Raw genomic sequence first — 11,842 nt, 5'->3', positions numbered from 1 at the left:
CGTCTTCGTATATACTTCTGTCTTTTTTGCTGCTGCATTGATTCCCTGTTCGTTGATAGTAAAGCGGTTATCGATTAGAGTCATTTTTTGATTAAATTGCTCAGTTGCAAGCTTGTTGGCTAATTCATTTAATAAATCTTGTTTATTCTGATTAACCGTTTGCTTCAGCTCTGGAATCTTAAACCCAGCAACATAATCTTCTACTTGTTTAAGCTCAACTTTTGCTCCAATTGCTGTTGCCTGTTGTTCAAGCTTTGTATTTGCTTCAGTAAGTTTTTTTCCTTGATCTGATACTACATTGTTTAAATTACTAACTGTAGAAGATAATCCGCTTGCTGTTTGCTCTACTGTAGTCATACGCTTTTCGAATCCAGCTTGGCTATTTTGAACATTGGTTACAGTGTTTTTTACGCCATCCACACTTTTTTCAATCTCTATTGTTTTCTTGGTGAATTCATCTGTTGTTATCTGCTCTTCGGGCGGTGACGTCCAATCCTGCGGCTTATTCCCTTTATACAAGGCAACCCATTCCACAATAGATTTCGTAGTACTACTCGGATAGTTATATAAGCTTAACTTTCGTTCATTTCCACTTGTAGCCGCAACAGCTTTGAAGGTTACATAAGTTATTCCATTAGCGTAAATACTTGTTGCATATCCAACATTGCTAGACCCGCCATTCTGCCAAATTCCAAATTTCTGCCCTTGCGGAACACTCCCTTTAATTACAAAGGTATATTCCTCACCCGCAAAGAAATTTTCAGTTAGAGAATATTGATTGATTAGATAGTCTGTTTTTTCATATTTAACATTTGATTTTAATAAAAGATTACGTCCACCAGCTTTATCACTATTAACCTTTGTTTCTACACTTGTTAACTTCTCACTGATTTTCCCAGCTTTTTCTTCTATTTCAGTAGTTGTTTTCTTTAGTTCACTTGTTGTTTGTTGTACATCAGATATCGTCTTTTTTGTACCTTCTACAGTTGATTCAACTGTATTTAATTTATTGCTAATTTCAGTATCTTTTTTCGTTAACGTTTCGATAGAAGTTTTAAATCCATCTGAAGTTTGTTCTATTTGAGTCACTTTTTTATTAATATTACCTTGTTCGTTTTGCACATCAGAAATTGTGCGACTAACACCTTGTAAGCTTTCCTTCACCTCGTTAAACTGTCCTGTAGCTTGATTCTGTGCCTCTTGAACCTTTTGATTTAACTCTATTTTTGTGGTCTCAATATCTTTATTAACCTGATTGAGTGTTTCTTTTTTTACTGATTCAACATCTGGTACAACCGATTCCCAAGCTTCACCTGTCCATATTTTTAAAATACCAGGCTTTCCATTACTAATATCACGCCAGAGCGTTTTATAAGGTTTAAGCCCTGTTGTCGGTGGATTCTTAGATTCTATAATTTCAACGGTATTATTTTTAATATTTTCTTGTACTTTTTCAGCTAGTGCTTTTGCTGCTTCTGACTCCTTCTTTGCATTACTAGCTGTTTCATTAGCATCTTTCACTAATTTATCAAGCTGATCTATTATTTCTTGTTTATTACCAAGCGAACTAAGAATACGATTGTAAATTTTTCTTAGTTCTTCATTTTGATTCACTATCTCACGATAATCTCCGAATTCATATTTATCCTGTGTTGGGTCTGTAAAAGACTCGTCTCCAGCAATCACTCGCGCTTCGAGATATAATTTTGGCGTAAACCCTGTATCTTTAATTTTTATTGTATCGCCTTCATTAATGAGTTCATGTTCTAGGCCGAAAATACGACCAATTGATTGTGCTTCCACTTCATAAGAGACTGAGGAATTGACACGCTTTTTCAACTCTATTTCCATAAGCGTCAGTAAACGTTTTGGAGTCATGTCTAATTCTTCTGTTTCTGGTGTATAAAAACCGAATTTATGTTGGCCGTGTTCATTCCATCTTTGAAACGCATCTGCGTCTACGATATAAGGTAGACCCTTATTCATGCTTTCGATAGTGATTACTTTATCGCCCTCACCTTTTACAAATCCAACTAAAGCAGTACAAATATCGCGGCTGTGTTCAATACGAGTAACGCCAACTAGGTCTTTACCTAATTCAATTTCTTTACCTGTGTCACGCCCTCTTTTTTGAATCATATCTACATACCAACCGATGATTTGTGCCCCTTCAACCTCGACGCGATACCGAATTTCCAGTTTAAATAAAGATGCAATCTTCTTTAAAAAAGTAAGCGGGTCAATAAATTCGTCAATGGTCATCGTATGAAATCCCGCGTATTCAGTAATTCCGCGTTGCCACTTCATACCTAAGAGTGCTATATCAATAAACTCATTAACCGTCTTACTCTCTATTCGTTGTGGTTTTATAACTCCTGATTTAGCAATTTGAACCCAAGCCCCTGAAGCATATGTGGTAATAGATCGTTTATCAGAATTGTTCTCAATCTCTGTAATAACATATGGGACAATCCTTCCGTCGCGAACTTCTTTTAAAACAAGATTTTGTTGTTGTAATGTAGCTGAATAATCTGTTCCGTCAAAAGCAGTGAAATCCAACATATCAACATTATTTTTAAGTTCCCAATGCCGCTTGTCATCCCAATAGTCCTGCGGCTGGATGGCTGCAACAATTTGATCTGTTTTAAAATCCACAACATGTAAAATCCCACTTGGTGTTCTCATCTGTATCTCTCCCTATAGCTTACAGTTGCATTTACATCTGGCGGCATAATATCGATACGATTGTCACCACGTATTATGATAGGAAAATTACTAAAGATTTCTTTTATATTGATTGCATTCTTCCCATTGATTGTGACAAGACTTTTTTCCGTATCGATAACAATTTTATCTCCAGTATCGAAAATATATGGTTTTGTATTAGATGGAACTTTGTTTACCTTCCAAATCTTTAAATCATCAATTTGCATTTCGTTAATAGGCTGGTGATTATCCCACTTACAAATCGCAATCATAACTTGTGCAATTTTACGTTCTGTCATCGGATTTCCTGTTTCATCTATCCAACGTTCTACAAGTGAAGCGCCATCTGTTTCTGTACCATCTATAAATTTAGCGACATAGACAGACCACTCCTTACCCCGCCTAGCGATACGTAAACGCCCTCGAAATTGATTAAATGTAGTCGAATACCCTCCACTAGTGTCAACTAATTTCCGTATACTATTGGGTGTTCCATTATTTCCAATTTTCATATGCGCTCTCGTAATTTCAGCAGTCGCATATAGATCATTCATATTGATGCGGGCCACCAGACTACTCGTCTCATCTAAAAGAAGAACTTCAACACGTCCCATTTCACCAATGTTCTTGGACTTTAAAGTCATCCATGCCTCCATTTCGAAATCTTGTAATGGGCCACCCGGAATGTTTTTCTTGGCTATCGCGCCGTAGAATCCTGTCTCTTTTCCGTAATCTTCACAATATAGTGCATGACCATCTTTTGACTTAAAACTACCTGTCCCTTTCATCTCCTCGAATTGTCCAGTAACAGGTGTCCATCCTATAGGAGTAGCCATTTCATCCCACATGACCCTTTCTCGTTCTTGTACTGTGGTTTCTTCCACGGTCAAAGGGTATCCTATTCTGAAATAATCACGATTATGCGGATACTCTCCAAACCATACATCTAAAAAGGTACTTGGTTTTTTTACAGTCATTTCAATTAACGCTGGAGCTTCCACACTTCCCTTATTAGTGAAATAGGACGTTGTTTCAGTAGACCACTCTTGAGTAAACTTGTGAGTATTTGTTTTCCCTAATTTATATGGCATTGGACAAACAAAAGTAATGATGCCCTTGCCTCTATTGACTATTTCATCTAAGTCTACAGCCCCATCAATCAATGCTATATATGTTCTGTCTAATTCATCATCAAAAACAAGCTCAGCGGGTTGCTCTGTATATAACCAATCCGCTAAATCTTCTTTTACCTTTTGTAAATCTGCCATATCTTTTTCCGCTTTAATGACAAGAGGAACGTCAATACGACGCTCCTCCGTTTCTGTATGAAGTAAAAGAGCCCCTGCACGATGAGGGAATCTTACTAATCTTCTTTTTACTGGAGCCCATGAAGGGCGCTTTCTTCCAACTAGCATTTGAATATAATCTTTTCTAATATTATTAAAAGTAAAACTAAGTTTTCCCAACGTGCTCACCACCCTTAAAATTCCGCTCTTCTTTTTTGTTCACGATCTTGAAGCTTTGTAGTATAGGTGTAACTTCCGTTTGCAAGCTCTTTTCCATCTAAAACATTGGTCATATTTACAGTTAATTTCAGTTCTTGTTCTCCACCCGATTTATTTGGAAACATTGTTTTTGCCGTAGGTGAATTGTTATTGGATAATTGCGGTTGCGCATATCTGTTGAAATCGCTAAATGTATTACGTGGGATACTATATTGATTCGTTTGGAATCCAAAATCGAAAACAGATGGCATATTCCCCATTTGTTTCTTAACAGTTCCGACTACATTTTTTGCAGCATCCACAACAAACCGTTTCCCTTTATCCATACCAACTCCAACACCTTCTGGAACCGCGCTACCAACTGGAATCATCACTTTAGATGGACTGTTAATCTCTAGTGCTCCAGAAATGGTATTTTTAATATCGTTTGCAATTCCAGCAGCCTTGCTAAATAGACCTCCTGAAGCATCATCTATTCCTTTTCCAAGTCCCTCTATAATTGACTTACCAATGGAACGTAAATTGATAGAACTGAAAAACTTTTCAACTGTATTCCATTTTTCTTCAATGTCGCTCTTTATTTCCTTCATTTTATCAACGACAGCTTTTTTCTTTTCTTCAAATTTCCTTGAAACTGTATTTTTTATTTCTTCTACCTTGTTGCTTGCAGAGGTTTTCATATCTTCATATTTGTTAGTAACATCTGACCACATTTCTTTCATTTTTCGGACAACATCATCTTTCATAACTTGATATTTCGATTTTACTTGTCCGGTCTCCCAATCTACTTGATTTGCATGTTCACCCGCTTGGGCTTTTGCTTCACTCACAATTTCCTTATGTTTATCTCTTGCTGTAGAAACTGTACTATCATACTGACGTTTCGCTTCGGCAATGATTGCGTTCGCTTCATCAGCAGTAATGGTTTTATTTTCATCGCGCTGACGAATTGCCTCTGCAATTTTTTCATCACGAGTCTTTTTCGCATCTTCAATAACCTTATCCCTTGCTTTGGCGCTATTCTCTACAACTTCTGCTGCCTGTCTAGCTGAAATTTCACTAGCCTGCACACGCATATTTTCAAGAATAACCTTTTGCTCCATTTGATTTTTAGACATATGCTCAACAGCAACCCTGTCCATTTCATCCTGTAATGCTTGTAACGAGATGCGTTCGGATGTTGTTAATTCTCTATTTTCCCTAGCGGCTGTTTGTAGAATTTCTTTAATTTTATTTTCTTTTTCTTGTGTTTTTAGCTTCTCTTGTTCATAGTGCTGATTTAACTGTTCGATTCGTTTGTTCTCTTCTTCAGCGGTTAATACATATGAATCAGCAAAGAACTTTTTAAGTCCTTCAATTTCTTTTTGTTGTCTTGCGTTGGTTTTTTCAATGATTGTATTAGCTAATTTGTCATATTGACCAATCAACTTCTGCGACTGTTCTTCTGTTATTACTTCATGATTCAATCTAATCTCAGTTAACTTTTGTCTAATGCCATCAGACAACTTGAAATACTCACCAAGGACTTTCTTTGTGGAGGAACTTACTTTCCCTTCTGTATTTGTAGCAAAGCGATCTACTGAAGCGATACTGTCTTCTGTTGCTTTTTGATATGCTTTATATGCAACAACTCCAGTCCCGATAAGAGCGGCTGCTACTAGACCAATTGGGCCTGTTAAAACGGCAAGTGCACTTCCTAAAAATCCAACTGCTCCAGCCGCAATTCCAGCAATTCCACCGACTGATGCTAATGCAAGAGATAAAGAACCAATTCCTGAAGCAATCATTCCAAAAGCTGCTAAAACCACACCTATTGCTGTAGCCACAGCTGTTAAAGCAAGAACAATACCACCTGTAATTGCTATTGCTTTTTGTACAGGAGCAGGTAAAGAGTTGAATCCATCTACAAGCTTTTGTAGACCAGCAACAAAAACACTAACCACAGGAGCTAGTGCATCACCAATTGTTTTTTTCATTGTAGAAAATGCTGAATCTAATAATGTAAGACGTCCCTTTAACGTATCAATCTTGGTGGCTGCAACATCAGCTGCTGTAACTTTAGACATGGAATCCCACATCTCATTGACACCTTTGGCGCCTTCTTTAAACAAGATAGTCGCACCACGTACAGCATCGGAACCAAATAATGTTTCTAGAGCCATACTTCGTTGTTGGTCTGTTAAATCTTTCATCGATTCATGAAGTGTACCTGAAATGTTTTCTAAACTTTGAATATGCCCCTGTTGATCGTAGAATTTTGATGATAAGAATGCCGAACTTGTTGCTAATTCACGAAATGTTGTATCACATTTATCATTCCATTTCGTTACACCTTCTGTTTTCATTACATATTGTTCTAAAGCTACTTCTATATCCCCTACATTTCTGGAAGCTGGTTGAATACCGTTTTTAACTAAGAAATCAAAACCAGCCTGCGCATTATAAGTAATAAGTCCTAAATCTCTCATTTTGTTATATGCTTCTTTCGTTGAAGGGTTCAAACGCATTAGCATTGTTTTTAAAGACGTTCCTGCATCCGATCCCTTTAGACCATTTTGAGCAAACACTGCAAGAGTCGTAGCTGTATCTTTAAACGTCATTCCAGCCCCTGCTGCTACTGCTGATGATGCCGCTAAACCATATTTTAATTCACGTACATCTGTTGCCGATGCGTTTGCCGCACCTGATAGAATATTAGCTGCATCCGCAACTGAAAGGTGATCAGCTTTAAATGCATTTAGAGCAGTAGAGGCAATCTCTGCCGCTTCTCCTAACTCTAATTCACCGGCTGTCGCTAAATTAAGAGCTCCCTCTAATCCACCATTAATAATATCCGTTAAACTAACACCAGCTTTAATTAATTCTTCGATCCCTTGACCAGCTTGAACACTGGAGTATTTCGTTGTTTCCCCCATGTTGATAGCTAGTTCACTTAATTTCTTCATCTCTTCCCCAGTAGAACCAGATACAGCCTTAACATTGGCCATTTGTTGTTCAAAGTTCATTGATTCTGTAATTGCCGACTTTAAACCACGCCCTATTGCATACGTCATTCCACCAAAAACAATACCGATTTGACTTCCTGCGTTTTGCAAATGATTGCCCAACGTTTCCATACGATTCCCGAAATTCAGTAGTCGATTTCCTTGTTGCTCGAGTTCATGATTTGACTGACGTAATCCTTGTTCAAATCGATTTAATTCAGCAGTGGCTCTATGAATTTGTTCTGCGTAACGTTGCGCTGATTGACTCGCTTCTCCTTCTTCTGTTTTAGCGCGATTGTAAGCTGACTGAAGCTCCCTAATTTTCTCCTTTTGCTTATCTACCATACGAGATAGCACATCAATTTTTGCTCGAGTTTGTTCAGTAGCATTGGTGTACCCATGCATCCCTGTTGTAACCGCTTGGAATTCAGCTTGTAAAGATTTCAATGAATTATTTAATTTATTTAGTGCTGTTTGTTGTGCCTGACGATTCACTTGTTTAAGTTCATTCTCAAATCTATTTAAATCCGCAACAGCTTTATTAACTTGTGCAGCATATCGCTGGGTTGCTGCATCATTTTCACCTAATTTAGCCTTATTCTGATCATAGGCTTGTCGTAATGCTTTAACTTTCTCTTTTTGCGCATCAATGAGCCTACTGAGTGTATTCATTTTCGCTTGCGTTTGTTGACTAGCGTTAGCAAAACCACCCATACCTGTACTTACAGATTTTAATTCGTTCTGTAATGTTCTGACTGCACGTCCTGAATTCGCGATACCTTGTCGGAAGTTTACATTATCAAGGGAAAGCCTAACGACCAAATTATTCATTTCATTTGCCATAGTCTCACCCCCTCATTAAATAATGTTTTCTGCCGGAACTTCTATTTCATTAGAGCTTGCATTTTCCCTATTTGAATCACCTTGTTCACGATTCTTTTGATTTAGCTTTAAATAATGCCAAATATCCATTTCATTATCGATATGATGATGTTTATACCCTTGACGTAATAAAGAGAGGTAGAGCTCGTCCATAAACTCACTGAACGTTAGCCCTCCTCCCTCTACGCGTTTGGGTTTTCTTCTCCAGATCCAGTACTACCCCCTGCTGCTTCCACTGTTTCATTTATAATTGCGTTAATTACATCTGAAGTTGTCGATAAGAATTTACGAGCATCAACACCATCCCAATACTGATCTAATGTAAATTGACCATCATAAACTTTCACCACAAATTGAACCATTTTATCCATATCTTCTGGGCCAGGATTATTTGGGATTTCAGCAAGTTCAGGAGCCTGACGAATAAGGCGGGCTGGAATAAATTCTGGCATATTAAAAGTTTGTTTTTCTTTATTAATCATTAAAGTTAATTTCATAGTTTTTCCCTCCTAAATTTAATAAAAAAAGAGAGAGCTTTTGCTCCCCCTTACTTTCCTGCTGGTGGTTGAACCACAGGTTTCTCATATACCTTTTTAAACCAATTATCTCCAATAGCTTTTGTAAACGTAGGTTCATCTTCATCCGCTGTAAATTTAGTTCTATCATCAAAATCACGTTCGATGAATGAACCTTTTAATTTCGTTGTTTGGAAGTTTGGCTTATCTTTTTTAGTTTCAGCTTCTTCCTCTTCCTGAGAAAGTTTCCCTTTTAATAACCAAACATATCGGTATTTTCCGTTAGCTTTTAAAAAGCGCCATCCAATTGCTAAATATGGCTTTTCTCCCACTCGTTTTTCATCTAATACACCATCTGTTACTTCTGGAAATCCTTCAATGTCCGCCTTTGTTGATAATGACAGGCCTCGAACTTCTATTTCAACTTCAACCTCACCATCAGACTCAGCAATTTCCGATTTTTTATTGTCGCTCCACATAATCTCGGTAGCTACTTTTTTAGATGTTTTAACCTTTACTGCACCTTCCATTTTTTTAACCGTACTGTAATCAACACCTGTTGCATCATCTTTTAATGACTCCGCATAAACTAGGCTATCTACACCGACAGTCGAACTAATTTTAATAACTTCTCCAGCCATCTATAACTCCACTCCTTTCGCGAATCGCATCGCGTAATGAAAAATTTGTGTATCCTCTTCATATAAATCGGCAACCGCATAACGTGCGAAACCCACTCTTTTCATAATTTCATTCACTTTTTGATGGATTGCTGTTGTACTGCCTTTTGACCAAATATCGATTTGAAATGTGATTTCACTTTCGCTTTCATCATTATCTGCAAATCCATCCGGCCTATTGTCTAATTCGAAAAACGTAATACGTGGAAACTCTTCAGCATTTTTGGCTTTACGATAATACACACGTTTTCCACCTAATAAAGAAACAAGCTCCTGATTATTTTCAAGAGCTTGCACAATTTCAGGGCGTAAATTTATCATAAATCCAGCCCCATTTCATTCTTCAAGATGTTTGTCATAGCGCGTACCGCATCCGCTTTAGAAGCATTAAAACCAGGTTCTATAAATGGATGTGCTGGCATTTTAGATGTACCCCACTCTAAAAACTTCCCATAGAAATATGGAGAACGGTCCGCTTTATCTATTCCAATCTTGATTGTTTTCACACCATTTTCCATTCGTGCCTTTGTAACCCGTATATTATCAAGCAAATGTTGACCAGTACGCCAAGGTTCACTTTTTGATGACTTCTTAGGACTTGAACTCCTTGGTTCACTTCTTTCTGCAATCGCTTTTCGAATTTGCTCACCACCTGCTGCGAGAGCTCTATCTTCAATCTTCTCCCCACGTAGCCCCATTTGCTCTAATTCAGATATCAAGCGATCAAAACCTAAAAAATCAACACCATCAGCCATTCATTCCACCACGCTTCCACATGATTGATAACGTGTGTTTTTCAGTTGGAATAACTGAAATAATGTCATAAATTACGTTCTTATACTTAATCTTCATATCAGCGTTCACATCAGCACGATATCGAATTTCTGTTTCGCCTTGGATTTCGCTATTAGCTGCCGCTGCTTCAAAGTATTTTCTTCCCTTTAAGAAAGTAAAAGAGCCCCATACAGTAAAAGGATCCTTATAACCTTCTATTGGATCACCGTCTGGGCTCTTTGCATCCTCATCTATTACTTGGAACGTAAGACGTTTATCTAATTTACCTGGATTCACTTGAATCACCACCACAATATTGCAATTGAACTAATATTGACTGCAAACTAAATTCTAATTGTTCAGCTTTCCCAACAGCTTCACGGTTTTCGTGCCAATGAGCAATTAAAATACGAGCCGCTAATTTAGCAAGCTCGCTTTTTAAGTCCACATTTTTACTTGTAGCATTTTTAATATATATTTCAGCTGCTATTACGAAAGATGTAATGAGGTCGTCCTCCTCATCACCATCCACACGAAGATACTTCTTCGCTTCCTCTAATGTTAGTACCAAGAAGGACACCCCCTACCTTATTAAGCTCCTGTTTTAGGCGTAACAATAATTTGTCCATACACAACTGCTTCTGTATCCCATGGCGTAACATCTTCACGCTCGATTGCTCTGAATTCAGAAGTGTTTGTTCTCCAAGCGTTTCCACCTTCTGTAGTCATATCGATAGATAATTGTTTTCTATCCCAAAGAATAATGGCTTCTTTTAAATTACCAACAATGAATGGTGCTTTCCCATCTTTATCTGTAGCAATTGTCTTATTGGACAAAATAATAACCGGTTTTCCTGACAACAAACTACGTGTTGGATTTGTTGGGTCCGGTTGAAGAAGTGGACGACCATTTTTATCTTCTAATTGATCTAAATAATTGAATCCATCTTGGTTAGTGAAAATATTAGCTCCAGCTGCAAATGCCGGATCTAATGTAACATTTAACGCTGTTTTAATGCCTTTATAATCCTTAAAATCAACCTTTGTCAATTTGTTGAGTTCTTGTAAAATTAGATAGTTACGAGTAGCAATAGATTTCTTAGCGATCCATTGGCGTAAATATTCTTCTAAAGCTTGATCTGTATCATCTAATAAATCATTTGGTACTGGCAAGAATCCTGCATAATCTTCGATAGCATAAGATAAACGATCAAATTCAGGAGAAGCAATTTCTTGCATTGCATTCGGCTTACCATACTCAGATAATGGAGCAAATGGTGTTGATGCCGCACGCTTTTCTAATGTGCGAGCCCCTTTATTTGTTGTGACAGGTTGTACATTTACATATTGTTCTAAGCTATCAACCGTTTGTTTTAACTGATTAATAGTTGTAGTAATATCTTCCGGAACAATATAACCGCCATCTTTACCTGTATTCTCAGATAAAGCCGCTTTATATTCCTGCATAACACTTGCTTCTTCATGACTTAAACTTTGACCACGAATAGCTTTCATAAATACGTCTTTGTATGATGGATCTTCATTTTTAACTGGTGCTGGAGATAATACTCCTGCTTGTGAGTTTACAGGCTCAGGAACTTGAATTTGCTTCATTGCTAAATAATTATCTAATTCATTTTTTGCGTTTCTTGCTTCCTCGATTTTTGCCTTTGCCTCTTCATATTTACCGCTATTATTAAACTCTTCTGCTTTCGCTTTTAAGTCAGCAACTTTTTGACGTAATTCTTGTTCGCGTTTATCCATTCGGTATTTCCTCCTTATATTGGCACAAAAAA

The 11,842-nt window shown here is 37.4% G+C and carries 11 protein-coding genes; all 11 read right to left on the bottom strand.

Translation table 11 applies throughout. The annotated features are described in order from the left end of the window. Positions 1 to 2,685 (bottom strand): phage tail spike protein (locus CO726_RS02775; RefSeq protein WP_099683230.1); only part of this gene is annotated, 2,685 nt, incomplete at its 3' end. Beyond that, positions 2,682 to 4,172, bottom strand: coding sequence for a distal tail protein Dit (locus CO726_RS02770; RefSeq protein WP_099683229.1), 1,491 nt, complete (start codon positions 4,170 to 4,172; stop codon positions 2,682 to 2,684). The genes CO726_RS02775 and CO726_RS02770, both read right to left, overlap by 4 nt. A 14-nt stretch (positions 4,173 to 4,186) precedes the next feature. After that, positions 4,187 to 8,038 carry a phage tail tape measure protein gene (locus CO726_RS02765; RefSeq protein WP_099683228.1) on the bottom strand — a complete coding sequence of 1,284 codons (3,852 nt, stop codon included), beginning with the start codon at positions 8,036 to 8,038 and terminating at the stop codon, positions 4,187 to 4,189. A 15-nt stretch (positions 8,039 to 8,053) separates the two neighbouring features. Next, positions 8,054 to 8,230 (bottom strand): hypothetical protein, encoded by a 177-nt coding sequence (locus tag CO726_RS31680; RefSeq protein ID WP_000344045.1) that lies wholly within the window; start codon positions 8,228 to 8,230, stop codon positions 8,054 to 8,056. Positions 8,231 to 8,259: 29 nt separating this feature from the next. Further along, the gene (gene gpG / locus CO726_RS02760; protein WP_099683227.1) at positions 8,260 to 8,574 is read right to left on the bottom strand and encodes a phage tail assembly chaperone G; all 315 of its coding nucleotides are present in this window, start codon (positions 8,572 to 8,574) and stop codon (positions 8,260 to 8,262) included. A gap of 50 nt (positions 8,575 to 8,624) precedes the next feature. Continuing rightward, positions 8,625 to 9,233: a major tail protein gene (locus CO726_RS02755; protein WP_099683226.1), complete on the bottom strand. Its 609-nt coding sequence runs from the start codon at positions 9,231 to 9,233 to the stop codon at positions 8,625 to 8,627. After that, positions 9,234 to 9,593, bottom strand: a complete 360-nt coding sequence (gene gp17 / locus CO726_RS02750) for a tail completion protein gp17 (RefSeq protein ID WP_099683225.1) — start codon at positions 9,591 to 9,593, stop codon at positions 9,234 to 9,236. After that, positions 9,590 to 10,027, bottom strand: coding sequence for an HK97-gp10 family putative phage morphogenesis protein (locus CO726_RS02745; protein WP_099683224.1), 438 nt, complete (start codon positions 10,025 to 10,027; stop codon positions 9,590 to 9,592). Before CO726_RS02745 ends, gp17 begins: the two co-directional genes overlap by 4 nt. Continuing rightward, positions 10,020 to 10,343, bottom strand: a complete 324-nt coding sequence (locus CO726_RS02740) for a phage head closure protein (protein ID WP_099683223.1) — start codon at positions 10,341 to 10,343, stop codon at positions 10,020 to 10,022. Before CO726_RS02740 ends, CO726_RS02745 begins: the two co-directional genes overlap by 8 nt. Next, positions 10,330 to 10,617: a head-tail connector protein gene (locus CO726_RS02735; protein ID WP_099683222.1), complete on the bottom strand. Its 288-nt coding sequence runs from the start codon at positions 10,615 to 10,617 to the stop codon at positions 10,330 to 10,332. The genes CO726_RS02740 and CO726_RS02735 overlap by 14 nt, the downstream gene beginning before the upstream one ends. A gap of 20 nt (positions 10,618 to 10,637) precedes the next feature. Continuing rightward, on the bottom strand, positions 10,638 to 11,810 hold the full coding sequence (locus CO726_RS02730; protein ID WP_099683221.1) for a phage major capsid protein: 1,173 nt from the start codon (positions 11,808 to 11,810) through the stop codon (positions 10,638 to 10,640). Between the last annotated feature and the right edge of the window lie 32 nt (positions 11,811 to 11,842).

The organism is Bacillus fungorum, assembly GCF_002746455.1.
Classification (GTDB): domain Bacteria; phylum Bacillota; class Bacilli; order Bacillales; family Bacillaceae_G; genus Bacillus_A; species Bacillus_A fungorum.
This window is presented reverse-complemented; position numbering and strand designations above follow the sequence as displayed.